Here is a 16,475-nt window from a genome sequence, read left to right on the forward strand (position 1 = left end):
GTCGAGCTGAGCGAGCCCTTGGCCGTGCGGCGGCCGGTCGGGCCGCGGTCGGGCAGCGGGGAAGCGGGCTGGCTCACGGGACACCTCGAGTCGGGGAGGACGGGTGATCTGCCATCAGAATACAGGTTTTGGTATGCAAAATCCCGGATCTCACCCGCCGGGGGCGGTTTTGGGTCGAGGTGGATCAACGACGTCGGGTGAAGTGACCCACGGTGTCTGATTTGTCGCTCTTCGCTGCGCCGCCCGAGTGGCCGGCCTGGAAGGGCTGTTCTCGATCGTGGATCCAGGATACTGTATGCAATAACTGCCGGACCTTGGAGGCGCATCATGAAGGTGGCTGTTCTCGGGGCCGGGGCGATCGGCGCCTACGTCGGGGCCGCGCTGCACCGCGGCGGGACCGAGGTGCACCTGATCGCCCGCCGGGCCCACCTCGCCGCGATGCGCGAGCACGGCGTCCGCGTGCTCAGCCCGCGCGGTGACTTCACCGCCCACCCCCACGTCACGGACGACCCCGCCGAGGTGGGCGAGGCCGACTTCGTGTTCCTCGGCCTCAAGGCCAACTCCTACGCCTCGTGCGGTGAACTGCTCGCCCCGCTGCTCGGCCCGGAGACGGCGATCGTCGCCGCGCAGAACGGCATCCCGTGGTGGTACTTCCACGGCCTGCGGGGACACCCGCTCGAAGGGCAGCGGGTCGAGACCGTCGATCCGGGCGGCTCGGTGACCGCCGCGCTCGGACTGCGGCGGGCGATCGGCTGCGTCGTCTACTGCTCGACGGTCATCGAAGAGCCGGGCGTCATCCGGCACCTGGAGGGCACCCGGTTCTCCCTCGGCGAGCCCGACGGCGAAATCTCCGCGCGCTGCAAGGTGCTCAGCGCGGCGATGATCGCCGGCGGCCTCAAGGCACCGGTCGAGGCCGACCTGCGCAACGACATCTGGATCAAGCTGATGGGCAACGTCGCGTTCAACCCGCTGTCCGCGCTGACCCGGGCGACCATGGCCCAGATGTGCGAGCACGAGGACACCCGCGAGCTCGTCGCCACGATGATGACCGAGACCCTGGACATCGCCCGCGCGGCCGGTGCCGATCCGCGGATCTCCGTCGAGAAGCGCATCGACGGCGCCTGGCGCGTCGGCCACCACAAGACGTCGATGCTGCAGGACCTGGAAGCGGGCAAGCCGCTCGAGATCGACGCGATCATCGGCGCGGTCGTCGAGCTGGCCGGCCTCACCGGCGTGCCCGCGCCCGCCCTGCGGTACGTCCACGCCGCGATTTCCCTGCTCGACCACACCAGCAAAGTCCCCGTCGGGTCGCACTGACCGGAGGTCCCCGTGAAGCGCAGGAACACCGAGCCGTACGTCCGGCTCACCCAGCCCCTCGTGCGCGATTCCGGCGTGCTGCGGCCGGCCACCTGGGAGGAGGCCCTCGACCGGGCCGCCGCCGGGATCCGCCGCACCCTGGACGGCAAGGGGCCCGAGGCGTTCGGGATGTTCTCGTGCGCCCGCGCCACCAACGAGATGAACTTCGTCGCGCAGAAGTTCACCCGCGCGGTGATCGGCACGAACAACGTCGACTCGTGCAACCGCACCTGCCACGCGCCGAGCGTCGCCGGGCTGGCCCGCGTCTTCGGCAGCGGCGGCGGCACGTCCTCCTACCAGGAGATCGAGGACGCCGACGTCATCGTGATCTGGGGCGGCAACCCGCGCGAGGCGCACCCGATCTTCTTCCACCACGTGCTCAAGGCCGTCCACAAGGGAGCGAAGCTCTTCGTCGTCGACCCCCGGCAGACCAGCACGGCGAGCTGGGCGCACCGGCAGCTGCAGCTCGAGGTCGGCACCGACATCCCCCTGGCCCACGCCATCGCCCGGGAGATCATCCACGCCGGGCTCGCGAACACGACGTTCATCGAGCGGGCCACCGAGGGGTTCGCCGAGTTCGCCGCGTCGGTCGAGCCGTGGACGCCGGAGGTCGCGGAGAAGACCACCGGCGTCCCGGCCGAGCTGATCCGCGAACTGGCCCACGCCTACGCCCGCGCCGACCGCGCCCAGCTGTCGTGGACCCTCGGCATCACCGAGCACCACAACGGCACCGACAACGTGCTGTCCCTGATCAACCTGGCGCTCCTGGCCGGGCAGGTCGGCCGCTACGGCGCCGGGCTGAACCCGCTGCGCGGGCAGAACAACGTCCAGGGCGGCGGGGACATGGGCGCCATCCCGGACCGGCTCCCGGGCTTCCAGGACGTCCTCGACGCCGGGGTCCGGGCCAAGTTCGACACCGCGTGGGGCTCGTCGATCCCGCCGCACCGGGGCCTCAACCTCACCCAGATGCTCGACGCGATGGAACGCGGCGACCTGACCTGCGTGTACATCATCGGCGAGAACCCGGTGCAGTCCGAAGCGGACTGCGAGCACACGATCAAGCGGCTGGCCAACGTCGACCACCTGGTCGTCCAGGACATCTTCCTGACCAAGACCGCGCAGCTGGCCGACGTCGTCCTGCCCGCGTCGGCGGCCTGGTGCGAGAGCGACGGCACCTTCACCAACTCCGAACGGCGGGTCCAGCGCGTCCGCAAGGCCCTCGAACCGCCGGCCGGCGCGCGCGACGACATCGAGCTGCTGTCCGAGCTCGCCCGCCGGCTCGGCCACGACTGGCACTACACCGGCGGCGAAGAGGTCTGGGACGAGCTGCGGTCGCTGTCGCCGATGCACGCCGGGATGTCCTACGCGCGCCTGGAAGAACTCGGCGGCATCCAATGGCCGTGCTACTCCGAAGACACCCTCGAACCGACGTTCCTGCACGCCCGGCTGTGGGCCGAGGACCCGGCCGAACGCGGCCGCCCGGCGCCGTTCACGGTGCTCGAGCACAGCCCGCCGGTCGACCTGCTCACCGAGGAGTTCCCGATCCGGCTCACCACCGGGCGCCGCCTCGATTCGTACAACACCGGCGTCCAGTCCGCCGGGTTCCCCTCGCCGCTGCGGCAGGGGGAGACCCTCGACCTCTGCCCCGAGGACGCTCGGGCGCTGGGCGTCGAACCCGACGAGCTGGTGCAGATCTCGTCGCGACGCGGCGCGATCGTGGCGCCGGTCCGGCTGGACAAGGGGCTGAAACCCGGGCTGGCGTTCATGACCTTCCACTTCCCGGACGAGGTCGACGTCAACGTCATCACCATCGAAGCCACCTGCCCGATCGCCGGGACCGCCGAGTACAAGGCGGCCGCCATTCGCGTCGACAAGCTCCCGGCCGAGGTCTGACGTGGACCTCAAGCTGCTGGACGCCGTCGCGTCGCACGAAGAGCGGGAGGCGGTCGCCGGGTTCGCCGGCGGCGGCCGGGACCAGCTGCTCCCCGCGCTGCACGCGGTCAACGACCGGGTCGGCTGGATCAGCCAGGGCGCGCTCAACCTGATCTGCGAGACGCTGCACGTGCCGCCCGCCGACGCGTACGGCGTGGCGAGCTTCTACTCGCTGTTCGCGCTGGCGGAACGCCCGGAGCGGGTGGTGCACGTCTGCACCGACCTGGCCTGCCGGGTCACCGGCGCGGAGACGGTGTGCGACGTCCTCACCGAGCACGTCGGCGCCGCGGGGAAGGCGCGCGGCGGGGTCACGTGGCTGCGCAGCCCGTGCCTCGGCGTCTGCGAACGGGCCCCCGCGGCGCTGACGTTCCAGGCCGGCGACCCGGCGACGACCGAGCTGCTCGCCCCGGTGACCGGCGCGTCGGCCGTCCTCGCCGCCCGGCGGAAGCCCGCGGGCGAAGGGGTGCCGCCGGTCCTCCACCAGCGGGACGGGCTGCGGCTGCTGCGCCGCGTCGGCGTGGTCGATCCGGCCAGTTTGGACGACTACCGCGCGTCCGGCGGGTACGCGGCGCTGCGCAACGCCCTGCGGCTGGGCCAGGCCGCGGTGATCCGCGAGGTCACCGAAGCCGGCCTGCTCGGCCGCGGCGGGGCGGCGTTCCCGACCGGCCGCAAGTGGGCGGCCACCGCCGCCCAGCCCGCCGGGCCGCACTACCTGGTGTGCAACGCCGACGAGAGCGAGCCCGGCACGTTCAAGGACCGGGTGCTCCTGGAAGGCGACCCGTTCGCGCTGGTGGAGTCCATGACGATCGCGGCGTACGCGATCGGTGCGACCCGGGGGTTCGTCTACCTGCGCGGCGAGTACCCGCGCGCGCTGCGGCTGCTGCGCAACGCACTGGCGGTGTGCCGCGAGCGCGGGTTCCTCGGCGCGGACGTGATGGGCCACGAAGGGTTCTCCTTCGACATCGAGATCCGGCGTGGCGCGGGCGCGTACATCTGCGGCGAGGAGACCGCGATCTTCAACTCGATCGAGGGCTTCCGCGGCGAACCCCGCACGAAGCCGCCGTTCCCGGTCGAGCAGGGGCTGTTCGGCAAGCCGACCGTGGTGAACAACGTCGAGACCCTGGTCAACGTGCCGCTGATCCTCACCGAAGGTGCGGCCGCGTACCGGGCCATCGGCACCGAGGCGTCGGCCGGGCCGAAGCTGTTCTGCCTGTCCGGGAACGTCGTCCGGCCGGGCGTCTACGAGGTGCCGTTCGGGACGACGCTGCGTGAGCTGCTCGCCATGGCCGGGGGAGTGCCGGCGGGCCGATCGCTGCGGGCGGTGCTGCTGGGCGGCGCGGCCGGGGGGTTCGTCCGGCCGGACGAGCTGGACCTGCCGCTGACGTTCGAGGACGCGCGGGCGGCGAAGACGACGCTTGGCTCGGGCGTCGTCCTGGTCCTCGACGACCTCGCCGACCTCGGCGGGTTCCTGCTGCGGATCGCGGAGTTCTTCCGCGACGAGTCGTGCGGGCAGTGCGTCCCGTGCCGGATCGGGACCGTGCGGCAGGAGGAGGCGATCCGCCGCGTCCTCGCGTCCGGTTCGGAGGAACGCCCGCTGTTGCGCGAGGTGGGCGGCGTCATGCGCGACTCGTCGATCTGCGGCCTCGGCCAGACCGCGTGGAACGCCATCGAGTCCGCCATCGACCGGTTGGGAGCACTGAAGTGACCATTGTGGACATCGGGATCCCCAAGCGGCTGGTCGAGTTCACCGTGGACGGCGAGACCGTCCGGGTGCCGGAGGGGTCGACGATCCTCGACGCGTGCACGGCGGCGGGCAAGGACATCCCGACGCTCTGCTACGGCGACACCCTCGAACCGGCGAACGCCTGCCGCGTCTGCATGGTCGAGGTCGACGGCTCGCGGACGCTCGTGCCGTCGTGCTCCCGCAAGGCCGAGCCCGGCATGGTCGTCCGCACGGACTCGGAACGCACGCGCACGAGCCGCAAGGTGGTCCTCGAACTCCTGGCCTCGGCGACGGACCTGTCGACCACGCCGGGCGTGGCGGAGTGGATCGCGGAAACCGGCGCCGACCCGGACCGCTTCGGCCCGGACGCGGCGACGGTGGCGCAACCGGCCCTGGTGGACAACGAGCTGTACGTCCGGGACTACGGGAAGTGCATCCTCTGCTACAAGTGCGTCGACGCGTGCGGTGAGCAGTGGCAGAACTCGTTCGCGATCAGCGTCGCCGGCCGCGGGTTCGACGCCCGGATCTCGACGGAGTTCTCGAACCCGTTGCCGGACAGCGCCTGCGTGTACTGCGGCAACTGCGTCGAGGTGTGCCCGACGGGGGCGCTCAGTTTCAAGCGCGAGTACGACAAGCGCGAGGACGGCACCTGGGACGAGTCCCGCCAGAAGGCGACGACGACGATCTGCACGTTCTGCGGGGTCGGCTGCAACCTGACGCTGCACGTCCAGGACAACGAGATCGTGAAGGTGACCTCGCCGCACGAAAGTTCGGTGACCCACGGGAACCTCTGCATCAAGGGCCGCTTCGGCTGGCAGCACGTCCAGAACAGGTAGCGGGACCCGTTCGCGCGAAGGCGCCGTGACTCGACGAGTCGCGGCGCCTTCGTCGTCCGGGCGTTGACCCCGGCGCAGGTCAGCAGCTATTCTCGATATGCGAAAGAAAAATTCCGGATAGTGAAATTCGAGGTCGCGATGCCTGAAGAGGGCCACTCCCTGCCGTACGTCGCCAACCTGTCGATCCTGTTCAAGGAGGTACCGCTCCTCGAGCGCGCCGCCGCCGCACGGGACGCCGGGTTCACCGATGTCGAGTACTGGTGGCCGTTCGACACCGCGGTGCCCGCGCGCGAAGAGATCGACGCCTTCGTGAAGAGCCTGGACGGCGTCCGGTTGCGGGGGCTGAACTTCTACGCAGGGGACATGGCCGCGGGGGAGCGGGGTCTGGTGAGCTGGCTCGGCCGGGAGGCCGAGTTCGCCGACAGCCTGGTCGTCGCCCTCGGCATCGCCGAACGCACCGGTTGCCGCAGCTTCAACGCCCTCTACGGCAACCGGCTCGACGGCGAAGACCCGGCCAAGCAGGACGACCTGGCCCGGGTGCACCTGGACAAGGCCGCCGACGCCGCCGCGCGGATCGGCGCACAGCTGGTCCTCGAACCGCTGTCCGGCGCGGACCGCTATCCGCTCAAGACCGCCGCGGACGCCGTGGCCGTGCTCGACGACCTCGGGCGCGAAAACGTGCGGCTGCTGGCCGACCTCTACCACCTGGCAGTCAACGGCGACGACCTGGACGCGCTCGCGACGAAGCACATCTCCCGGATCGGGCACGTGCAGATCGCCGACGCGCCCGGCCGCCACCAGCCCGGCACCGGCGAGCTGGACATCGACGGGTACCTCGCGAAGCTGCAGAACGCGGGGTATACGGGGTTCGCCGGGATCGAGTACGTCCCGGACCCCGACACCGTCACCTCGCTGGCCTGGCTGCCGAAAACCCGAAGGGGACGAGCATGAAACTGGGATTCATCGGGCTGGGCGTGATGGGCGCCCCGATGGCCGCGCACCTGGTCGCGGCCGGGCACGACGTCAGCGGTTACGACGTCACCGCCGCCGCCGGGGAGAAGCTGGCGGCCGCGGGCGGCCGCGCCGCGACCGGCGTCGCCGACGCGGTGGCCGGAGCGGACGTCGTGATCACCATGCTGCCGAACCACCCCCAGGTCGAGGCGGTCGTGCTGGCCGCGGACGGGGTCCTCGACAGCGCCGAGCCGGGCACGCTCCTGATCGACATGAGCACCATCCGGCCGGAGACCTCGATCGCCGTCGCGGAAGCCGCGCGGGACAAGAAGATCCGGGTCCTGGACGCTCCGGTGTCCGGCGGCCAGGCCGGGGCCGAACAGGCCGCACTGTCCATCATGGTCGGCGGCACCGCGGAGGACTTCGAGGCGGCCCGGACGGTGCTCGAAGCACTCGGCAAGACGATCGTGCACGTCGGGCCGCACGGCGCCGGCCAGGTCGTGAAGGCCGCGAACCAGCTCGTCGTGGGCGGGATCTACGGCCTGGTCGCCGAGGCGATCGTGCTGCTGGAAGCGTCCGGAGTGGACGCCGCCACCGGCCTCGACGTCCTCGCGGGCGGGCTGGCCGGCAGCCGCATCCTCGAACTCAAGCGGAAGTCCATGGTGGACCGCCAGTTCGCCCCCGGCTTCCGGATCGACCTGCACCACAAGGACATGGGGATCGCGCTGGCCGCCGCCCGGCAGGCGGACGTCGCGCTCCCGCTCACCGGGCTGGTCGCCCAGCTCGTCGCCGCCGGCCGCGCCATGGGCCACGGCTCCCTGGACCACTCGGCCTTGGTGAAGGTCGTCGAACAGTTGTCGGGCCGCGTCCCGGCGGAGGTGTGACATGCCCAGAATCCCCGCGATGCAGGCGGTCGTCGACGTCCTGGAGAGCGAAGGCGTCGACACCGTCTTCGGCTGCCCCGGTGCCGCCATCCTCCCGCTGTATAACGCCCTACAAGGCCGGGCGATCGAGCACCTGATCGTCCGCCACGAAGAAGGCGCAACGCACATGGCCGACGGCTGGGCCAGGACCAACGGCAACGTCGGCGTCGCCATCGGCACGTCGGGCCCGGCCGGGACGAACATGATCACCGGGCTCTACACCGCGCACGCGGACTCGATCCCGATGATCTGCATCACCGGCCAGGCGGCGACCACCAAGCTGCACCAGGAGGCCTTCCAGGCCGTCGACATCGTCGAGATCGCCAAGCCGGTGACGAAGTGGGCGGTGCAGGTCAAGGAGGCCGCGCAGCTGCCGTGGATCTTCCGCGAGGCGTTCCGGGTCGCCCGCTCCGGACGGCCCGGCCCGGTGCTCATCGACCTGCCGATCGACGTCCAGAAGCAGGACATCGAGTGGGACTCCTCGATCGACTCGCCGCTGCCGGTCACCCGGGTGACCCCGGCACCCGCGCGCGTCGAACGGGCCCTGGACCTGCTGCTGGCGGCCGAACGGCCGATCATCCTGGCCGGCGGCGGGGTCGTTCTCGGCGAGGCGAGCGAGCAGCTGCGGGCCGCCGCCGAGCGGCTCGGCGTCCCGGTGCAGGTGACGCTGATGGGCAAGGGCAGCTTCCCCGAGGACCACGAGCTGTTCGCCGGGATGGCCGGCATCCAGACGTCCCAGCGCTGGGCGAACGCCGCCTTCCTGGAGTCCGACCTCGTGCTCGCGCTGGGCGCCCGGTTCGGCGACCGGCACACCGGCGAGCTGTCGGTCTACCGCGGCGACCGGAAGTTCATCCACGTCGACATCGAACCCACCCAGCTGGGCAAGGTGTTCGGTCCCGACCTCGGGATCGTCTCGGACACGCGGGAGTTCCTCGACGCGCTGCTGGCGGCCCTGGCGAAGCGCTCGACGCCACCACGCCGCGAGTGGGCCGCCCGGATCGGGGAGCTGAAGGAGGCGCTGCCCCGGCGTGACGACTTCGACAGCCTGCCGATCAAGGCCCCGCGGGTGTTCAAGGAGATCAACGAAACCTTCGGCGAGGACACCTACTTCGTCACCGCGATCGGGCTCTACCAGATCTGGTCGGGCCAGTTCCAGAAGGCGCACAAGCCCCGCCACTACCAGGTGTGCGGCCAGGCCGGCCCGCTCGGCTGGGAGATCCCGGCCGCGATCGGCGTGAAGAAGGCCCGCCCGGAGGCGGAGGTCGTCGGCGTGGTCGGCGACTACTCGTTCCAGTTCCTGGTCGAGGAGCTGGCGGTGGCCGCCCAGTACGACGTCGGATTCGTGCTGATCATGCTGAACAACGAGTACCTCGGGCTGATCCGCCAGGCCGAGACCGGCTACGAGATGAACTTCGAGGTCGACATCCACTACGACACGATCGGCACGGACAACGTGAAGATCATGGAGGCCTACGGCTGTTCGGGCACCCGCGTGCACGAGCCGGGGGAGATCCGGACGTCCCTGGAGTGGGCGCGCAAGGAAGCCGAGCGCACCAGCCGCCCGGTCCTGGTGGAGATCATGATCGAGCGCGAGGGCAACGCCGCGATGGGCGCCGCCCTCGACGCCGTCCGCGAGTTCGAACCGGCGGGCTGACCCGGCTCAGGCCAGGATGGCGAGCAGCTCGTCGCTGGAGCGGTCGGCCAGGTCGGCCGGCCCGTCGACCGAGGGTGCCCCGGCCACGAAGCCGGGGCCGCGCACGACGTCGTTCGCGACCGCCTTGTAGAAGTTCTGGCGCTGGGCGGCGAACTTGGCGGCCCGCGCCAGGTCGGCCTGGCAGGCGATCGCGCGGATGATGCCGGCGAACAGGCAGGCGACCGGCAGGCCGGGTTCGCGGACCTCCAGCGGGGTGAGGGTGGCCGAGGCCGCGGCGGTTTCGATCCGGTTGACCATGGGATAGCTCCTGAGCACGGAAAGGGACCTGACACTCGACGGTAACCAGGCGGAGGTCCGGCCCGCGGTGTCCCGCCGCAGGTTCCGCTTCCCCCGCAGGACCCTTCCGGAATACGCGGTGCTCCAGGCCGCCGTGCGAGGCCCCCGACCTCGCACGGCGGCCTTTCCGCGCTCGCGGGCCGCCGGTTGTCGGAAAGTACAAACCCGGGCCCGAAATTCACCCGTCTTTCAGGGGTTTTGCCGTGGTCGGGGCCACGCCGCAGCGTGTGTACTTCTTGCCGAAGCAGCCCCGAAAGGACGTCCACAGTGGAATTCCTCCGACCCGACTCGCTGGCCGGCGCGCTCGCCGCGAAGGCCGCGAACCCCGGTGCGGTCCCGATCGCCGGCGGCACGGACGTGCTGGTCGAGCTCAACTTCGACCACCGCCGCCCGGAGTCGCTCCTCGACCTCGGGCGCGTGCCCGAGCTGCACGAGCACGGCACCGACGGCAGCCGGATCCGGATCGGCGCGGCCGTGCCCTACACCCGGATCATCACCGAGCTCGGCACGCGGCTGCCCGGCCTCGCCATGGCCGCGCGGACCGTCGGCTCGCCACAGATCCGCAACCGCGGTTCCGTGGGCGGCAACCTCGGCGCGGCTTCGCCCGCGGGCGACTCCCACCCGGCCCTGCTGGCCGCGGACGCCGAGGTCGAAATCGCCTCGGTCCGCGGGACGCGGACCGTCGCCGCGAAGGATTTCTACGCCGGGGTGAAGAAGAACGTCCTGGAGCCGGACGAGCTGATCACGGGTGTCCTGCTCGAACCGGCCACCGGGCCGCAGCAGTTCAGCAAGATCGGCACCCGCAACGCGATGGTGATCGCCGTGGCCGCCTTCGGACTGGCCCTGCACCCGGAACAGCGCCGGGTCGGCACCGGTGTCGGCTCGGCCGCGCCCACGCCGCGGCGGGCGTTCGAGGCCGAGCAGTTCCTGGCCGCCGAGCTGGACTGGGACGCGCCGAAGCCGATCGCCGACTCGGTGAAACGCCGCTTCGGCGACCTGGTCGCGGCGGCCGCTTCGCCGATCGACGACGTCCGGGGGAGCGCGGCCTACCGGCGCCACGCGTTGAGCGTCATGGCGCGAAGGACCCTGACCTGGGCCTGGACCGAATACTGCGGAGGGAGCGCGAAGTGCGCGTGAACGTCACCGTCAACGGCGAACCCCGCCGGGCGGACAACGTCTGGGAAGGCGAGAGCCTCCTCTACGTCCTGCGTGAGCGGCTCGGCCTCCCCGGCTCGAAGAACGCCTGCGAGCAGGGCGAATGCGGTTCGTGCACGGTCTACCTCGACGGCGTCCCGGCGTGTGCGTGCCTGGTCGCGGCCGGGCAGGCCGAGGGCCGCGAGGTCGTCACGGTCGAGGGCCTGGCCGACGGCGACAGCCTGGACCCGGTGCAGGAGGCGTTCGTCGAGCACGGAGCCGTCCAGTGCGGGTTCTGCACGCCGGGCCTGCTGGTGGCCGCGCACGACCTGATCGAACGCGTCCCCGAGCCCAGCGACGTCGAGATCCGCGAGGCCCTCGCGGGCAACCTCTGCCGCTGCACCGGCTACGAGAAGATCCTCGACGCCGTCCGCGACGCCGCCGCGAAGAAGGCCGTCCGATGAGCGCCCCGGCCCGGTCCCCGCAGGAGCTGCACGACACGATCGCCGGCGGCATCGGCGAAAGCCCGCTGCGCCCGGACGGCACCCTCAAGGTGCGCGGCGAGTTCGCCTACTCCTCGGACCTGTGGCACGAGGACATGCTGTGGGGCGCGACCCTGCGCAGCCCGCACCCGCACGCCCGGATCGTCCGCCTCGACGTGTCCCGCGCGCTGGCCCGGCCGGGTGTGCACGCGGTGCTGACGCACGAGGACGTCCCGGGGGAGAACGTCTACGGCCTCAAGTTCCAGGACACCCCGGCACTGGCCGCCGATCTGGTCCGCTACCAGGGCGAGCCGGTCGCCGTCCTGGCCGCCGACCACCCGGAGATCGCGCGGCAGGCGCTCAAGGAGATCGTCGTCGAGTACGACGTCCTCGAGCCGATCACCGATCCCGAGCGGGCCGCGCACGACGACACCTTGCCGAAGCTGCACCCGGGCGGGAACCTGGTCCGCCACCAGCGGATCGTCAAGGGCGACCCGGACGCGACGGCGGACGTGGTGGTGTCCGGCGTCTACGAGATCGGGATGCAGGACCAGGCGTTCCTCGGCCCCGAGTCCGGGCTCGCGGTGCCCGCCGAGGACGGCGGCGTCGACCTCTACCTGGCCACCCAGTGGCTGCACGTCGACCAGCGCCAGACGGCGAAGGCCCTCGGCCTGCCCCTCGACAAGGTGCGGCTGACGCTGTCGGGGGTCGGAGGCGCGTTCGGCGGCCGCGAGGACCTGTCGATGCAGATCCACTCCTGCATGCTGGCCCTGCGCACCGGGCGCCCGGTGAAAATGAGCTACAACCGCCTGGAGTCCTTTTTCGGGCACGTCCACCGCCACCCGGCGAAGATGTACTACGAGCACGGGGCGACGAAGGACGGCAAGCTCGTCTACGTCCGCGCGAAGCTGTACTTCGACGGCGGCGCGTACGCGTCCAAGACCCCGGTCGTGGTCGGCAACGGCACCACGCTGAGCGTCGGCCCCTACGACGTCCCGAACGCGCACATCGAGGGCTGGGGCGTCTACACCAACAACCCGACCTGCGGCGCGATGCGCGGCCTCGGCGCGGTGCAGCCGACGTACGCCTACGAGTCCCAGATGGACAAGCTCGCGTCCGCTTTGGACATGGACCCCGCCGAACTCCGGATCCGCAACGCACTGAGCGAAGGGTCCACTGTGGTCACCGGCCAGGTGGTCGACTTCCCGGCGCCGGTGGCGGAACTCGTCCAGCGGGTCCGGGACCTGCCGCTGCCGCCTTCGCGCAGCGGTGCCGTCGACATCCGCGAGCTGCCCGGCGGCGCGTCCAACACCACCCACGGCGAAGGCGTGGTCCGGGGGGTCGGCTACGGCGTGACGATCAAGAACATCTCCTACGCCGAAGGCCTCGACGACTACTCGACCGCCCGCGTCCGCCTGGAGGTGCTCGGCGGTGAGCCGGTGGCGCTGGTGCACACCGCGGCGGCCGAGGTCGGGCAGGGCTTGGTGACGCTCCAGCAGCAGATCGCCCGCACCGAGCTGGGGGTGACCCGGGTGAGCGTGCACCCGGCCGACACGAGCGTCGGCGACGCCGGCTCGAGCTCGGCGTCGCGGCAGACCTACGTCACCGGCGGCGCGGTCCGCAACGCCTGTCGCGCGGTCGCGGAAGCGGTCTGCGCCCGGCTCGGCGTCCCGGCCGAAGGCATGCGCCTGACCGGTGGCAAGGTGGTCGCGGCGGACGGCGAAGTCGTCGCCGACCTGGCCGAGCTGCTCGGCGACGCGGTGATCGAGGAGACCCGCGAGTTCCACCACCGCCCGACGTACCCCTTGGACCCGGAGACCGGCCAGGGTGACGCCCACGTCCAGTACGGCTTCTCCGCCCACCGCGCGGTGGTCGACGTCGACCTCGAGCTCGGCCTGGTCAAGGTGGTGCAGCTGGACTGCGCCCAGGACGTCGGCAAGGCGATGAACCCCGATGCCGTGGTCGCCCAGATCCAGGGCGGCTCGGCGCAGGGACTCGGCCTCGCCGTGATGGAGGAGATCCTGGTCGAGGGCGGCAAGGTGCGGAACCCGTCGTTCACGGACTACCTGATCCCGACGATCCTCGACATGCCGCCGATGCGCGTCGAGGTCCTCGAACGGCCGGACCCGCACGCGCCCTACGGCGTCCGCGGTGTCGGCGAGCCACCCACGATCTCGGCCACGCCGGCGATCGCCAACGCCATCCGCGCGGCCACCGGCCTCGAGCTGCCGCGCGTCCCGATCCGCCCCGAGCACATCACCGGAGTCTGAGATGACCACGTCCGTTTCCGTCGAGCAGGAATGGCTCGGCGAAGCCGTCCGGATCGCCACGCGCAACGTCGAGAACGGCGGCGGCCCGTTCGGCGCGCTGATCGGGAAAGACGGCCAGGTCGTCGCGACCGGCGTCAACCGCGTTACGGCGAACCTGGACCCGACCGCGCACGCGGAGGTGGTCGCGATCCGCGCCGCCTGCCAGGCGCTGGGCACGTTCAAGCTGGAGGGCTGCGTGCTCGTCTCCAGTTGCGAGCCGTGCCCGATGTGCCTGTCGTCGGCGTTGTGGGCGCGGGTGGACAAGGTCGTCTTCGCCGCCGACCGCGACGACGCGGCCAAGGCCGGCTTCGACGACCGCGCCTTCTACGAACTCTTCGACCGCCCGCGCGAGACGTGGACGGTACCCGTGACGCGACTGTCCGCAACGGACGGATTCGCGCCCTTCGCGGCCTGGCTCGACAAGAGCGACCGCACCGACTACTGACCCACGAAGTCAGCAGCTGACCGGAGCACAACCGAATCGAACGTCCCGCTCGGCCAGGCACGGCGTGGTGCCTGGCCCTGGCCGAGCACCCCCCACCGGCAAGGGCAGGACGCATGACCCAGACCGAAGTCCCCACCCCAGTGGTCGACGAAGTACCTCCGCAACGCCGATCCCTCTTCGACAAGCTCTTCGAGCTGCGCGCCCGGCAAACCACGATCGGCCGGGAAGTTCGCGGCGGCGTCACGACGTTCGTCGCGATGGCCTACATCGTGCTGCTCAACCCGCTCATCCTCGGCGCCTCCGCCGACATCACCGGCGCCCGGCTGTCCGCGGCGCAGCTGACCACCGCGACGGCGCTGGCCGCCGCCGTGATGACCGTCCTCATGGGACTCGTCGGCAACGCGCCCCTCGCGCTGGCCGCCGGGCTCGGCATCAACGGCATCGTCGCCTTCCAGATGGCCCCGTCGATGACCTGGGCGCAGGCGTTCGGCCTGGTCGTGCTCGAAGGCGTGTGCATCGTGCTGATGGCCGTCAGCGGCGTCCGCGAGCGGATCATGAACGCCATCCCGCGGCCGCTCAAAACGGCCATCACCGTCGGGATCGGGCTCTACATCGCCCTCGTCGGCCTGGTCAGCGCCGGGTTCGTGACCCGGGTGCCGGACTCGGCGCAGACCACGGTCCCGGTGCGCCTGGGGGCCGGCGGGCACCTGGCCGGCTGGCCGATCGTCGTGTTCTGCTTCGGCCTGCTGCTGATGATCGTGCTGGTGGCCCGCAAGGTGCCGGGCGCGGTGCTGATCAGCATCGGGGCGGCCACCGTGCTCGCCGTCGTGCTGCACGAGGGGTTCGGCGTCGGCGGCTGGGGCCTCACCGACCCGGCGCTGCCCGACCACGTCGTCGCGGCACCGGACTTCGGGCTCTTCGGCCACGTCGACCTGTTCGGCGGCTTCGCCTCGGCGGGCGCGCTCGCGGCCACGGTCTTCCTGTTCACCCTGGTGCTGTCCGGCTTCTTCGACGCCATGGGCACGATCACCAGCGTCTCCGACGAAGCCGGCCTGTCGAAGCACGGCAAGGTGCCGCGGATGGGCCGCATCCTGCTGGTCGACGGCGCGGGCGCGATCGCGGGCGGTGTCACCGGCTCGTCGCCGAACACGGTGTTCCTCGAATCGGCGGCCGGCGTCGGGGAGGGCGCGCGGACCGGCCTGGCGAGCGTCGTCACCGGCCTGCTGTTCGCCGGGACGCTGCTGTTCACCCCGCTGGCCGGGGTCGTCCCGGCCCAGGCCGCGGCGCCCGCGCTGGTGGTCATCGGCGGCATGATGGTCGCGCAGTGCCGGACCATCCCGTGGCACGACCCGGACTACACGATCCCGGTGTTCCTGACCGCGGCGCTGATCCCGTTCACCTACTCGATCACCAACGGCGTCGGCGCCGGCCTGATCGCGTTCGTGCTGATCAAGATCGGCCGCGGCAAGTGGCGCGAAGCGGGCTGGCTGCTGTCCCTGCTGGCGCTGGTGTTCGCGGTGTACTTCGCCATCGACGGCGTCGAAGCCCTCTTCCGCTAAGGAGTTCCTCGTGGCCTTGATGTTCTTCAACGGCGGTGCCATGCGCGGCGAGCCGCTGCACCACCTGCTCGAAGGAGCACCGTTCGTGGGAACCGCGCGGACGGCCCCGAAGTACCGGTTCTACGCGGTCGGCGACCAGTGCCCGGCGCTGTACCCGGTTTCCCACGGCGGCGCCGAGGTGACCGGCGAGGTCTACGACGTCTCGCTGGACGACCTGCGAGACAGGGTGCTGCCATCCGAGCCGCACGAGCTGGAGCTGGGTGTGGTGGAGCTGGCGGACGGCAGCTCGGCGTTCGCGATGCTGCTGCGGCGGCCGTACACCTCGCACGTCGCCCTGCGCGACATCACCGAGATCGGCGACTGGCGGGCCTTCAAGGCGAGCGCGTGAAGGTCCTGATCGCCCCGGACAAGTTCAAGGGATCGCTGACCGCCGGGGAGGTGGCTTCGGCGGTGGCGGCCGGCCTCGCCGACGTCGACCCCTCGGCGGCGGTGACCACCCTGCCGGTGGCCGACGGCGGCGAGGGCACGATCGACGCGGCCGTCGCCGCCGGGTTCCGCCGCGTGCGGGTCCCGGCGCGCGGCCCCACCGGTCTCCCGGTGACCGCGTCGTACGCGGTCCGCGGAGACACCGCGGTGGTCGAGCTGGCCGAGGCGTCCGGGCTGCACCGCCTGCCCGGACCGCCGCAGCCGCTCACCGCGACCAGCGCGGGAACGGGCGACGTCATCGCGGCGGCGGTCCGGGCGGGCTGCCGCCGGATCGTGCTGGGCATCGGCGGCAGCGCGGGCACCGACGGCGGGGCGGGCCTGCTGACCGCACTGGGCGCCCGGCTCCTCG

General features: G+C 71.6%; 15 protein-coding genes. 14 read left to right on the forward strand and 1 reads right to left on the reverse strand.

Annotated features, from left to right (window positions below; genetic code table 11):
• Positions 1 to 327: 327 nt before the first annotated feature.
• The 7 genes from CCN39_RS16330 (at position 328) to gcl (ending at position 9,375) form a co-directional block, all read left to right on the forward strand.
• A complete protein-coding gene (locus CCN39_RS16330) occupies positions 328 to 1,317 on the forward strand; it encodes a 2-dehydropantoate 2-reductase (protein ID WP_086842910.1) in 990 nt (329 codons plus the stop codon).
• 12 nt (positions 1,318 to 1,329) lie between these two features.
• Complete coding sequence (locus CCN39_RS16335) at positions 1,330 to 3,249, forward strand: molybdopterin oxidoreductase family protein (RefSeq protein WP_086842911.1); 1,920 nt, start codon at positions 1,330 to 1,332, stop codon at positions 3,247 to 3,249.
• 1 nt (position 3,250) lies between these two features.
• The gene (locus CCN39_RS16340) at positions 3,251 to 4,993 is read left to right on the forward strand and encodes an NAD(P)H-dependent oxidoreductase subunit E (RefSeq protein WP_086842912.1); all 1,743 of its coding nucleotides are present in this window, start codon (positions 3,251 to 3,253) and stop codon (positions 4,991 to 4,993) included.
• Positions 4,990 to 5,847 (forward strand): 2Fe-2S iron-sulfur cluster-binding protein, encoded by an 858-nt coding sequence (locus CCN39_RS16345; protein ID WP_086842914.1) that lies wholly within the window; start codon positions 4,990 to 4,992, stop codon positions 5,845 to 5,847. Before CCN39_RS16340 ends, CCN39_RS16345 begins: the two co-directional genes overlap by 4 nt.
• A 138-nt stretch (positions 5,848 to 5,985) precedes the next feature.
• Positions 5,986 to 6,798, forward strand: a complete 813-nt coding sequence (locus CCN39_RS16350) for a hydroxypyruvate isomerase family protein (protein WP_208630243.1) — start codon at positions 5,986 to 5,988, stop codon at positions 6,796 to 6,798.
• Entirely contained in the window at positions 6,795 to 7,682 is an 888-nt protein-coding gene (locus CCN39_RS16355) for a 2-hydroxy-3-oxopropionate reductase (RefSeq protein WP_086842918.1), read from the forward strand. The genes CCN39_RS16350 and CCN39_RS16355 overlap by 4 nt, the downstream gene beginning before the upstream one ends.
• A 1-nt stretch (position 7,683) precedes the next feature.
• Complete coding sequence (gene gcl, locus CCN39_RS16360; protein WP_086842920.1) at positions 7,684 to 9,375, forward strand: glyoxylate carboligase; 1,692 nt, start codon at positions 7,684 to 7,686, stop codon at positions 9,373 to 9,375.
• Positions 9,376 to 9,381: 6 nt separating this feature from the next.
• Here the strand turns inward: gcl and CCN39_RS16365 are convergent, their stop codons facing one another.
• Positions 9,382 to 9,672: a hypothetical protein gene (locus CCN39_RS16365; RefSeq protein WP_086842922.1), complete on the reverse strand. Its 291-nt coding sequence runs from the start codon at positions 9,670 to 9,672 to the stop codon at positions 9,382 to 9,384.
• A gap of 306 nt (positions 9,673 to 9,978) precedes the next feature.
• On the opposite strand from CCN39_RS16365, the gene CCN39_RS16370 reads away from it, so the two are divergent.
• From CCN39_RS16370 to CCN39_RS16400, 7 genes are all read left to right on the forward strand, one after another.
• A complete protein-coding gene (locus CCN39_RS16370) occupies positions 9,979 to 10,848 on the forward strand; it encodes an FAD binding domain-containing protein (RefSeq protein ID WP_086842924.1) in 870 nt (289 codons plus the stop codon).
• Positions 10,839 to 11,309 carry a (2Fe-2S)-binding protein gene (locus tag CCN39_RS16375; RefSeq protein WP_086842925.1) on the forward strand — a complete coding sequence of 157 codons (471 nt, stop codon included), beginning with the start codon at positions 10,839 to 10,841 and terminating at the stop codon, positions 11,307 to 11,309. Before CCN39_RS16370 ends, CCN39_RS16375 begins: the two co-directional genes overlap by 10 nt.
• On the forward strand, positions 11,306 to 13,597 hold the full coding sequence (gene pucD, locus CCN39_RS16380) for a xanthine dehydrogenase subunit D (RefSeq protein WP_086842927.1): 2,292 nt from the start codon (positions 11,306 to 11,308) through the stop codon (positions 13,595 to 13,597). Before CCN39_RS16375 ends, pucD begins: the two co-directional genes overlap by 4 nt.
• A gap of 1 nt (position 13,598) precedes the next feature.
• A complete protein-coding gene (locus CCN39_RS16385) occupies positions 13,599 to 14,081 on the forward strand; it encodes a nucleoside deaminase (protein ID WP_086842929.1) in 483 nt (160 codons plus the stop codon).
• A gap of 113 nt (positions 14,082 to 14,194) precedes the next feature.
• Positions 14,195 to 15,640 carry an NCS2 family permease gene (locus CCN39_RS16390; protein WP_086842930.1) on the forward strand — a complete coding sequence of 482 codons (1,446 nt, stop codon included), beginning with the start codon at positions 14,195 to 14,197 and terminating at the stop codon, positions 15,638 to 15,640.
• A 10-nt stretch (positions 15,641 to 15,650) separates the two neighbouring features.
• Positions 15,651 to 16,028, forward strand: a complete 378-nt coding sequence (locus CCN39_RS16395; protein ID WP_086842932.1) for an allophanate hydrolase-related protein — start codon at positions 15,651 to 15,653, stop codon at positions 16,026 to 16,028.
• On the forward strand, positions 16,025 to 16,475 hold a 451-nt coding region (locus CCN39_RS16400; RefSeq protein WP_143264055.1), incomplete at its 3' end, for a glycerate kinase. The genes CCN39_RS16395 and CCN39_RS16400, both read left to right, overlap by 4 nt.

Origin of the sequence: Amycolatopsis kentuckyensis (assembly GCF_002155975.1) — a bacterium.
In the GTDB taxonomy this organism is placed as follows: Bacteria; Actinomycetota; Actinomycetes; order Mycobacteriales; family Pseudonocardiaceae; genus Amycolatopsis; species Amycolatopsis kentuckyensis.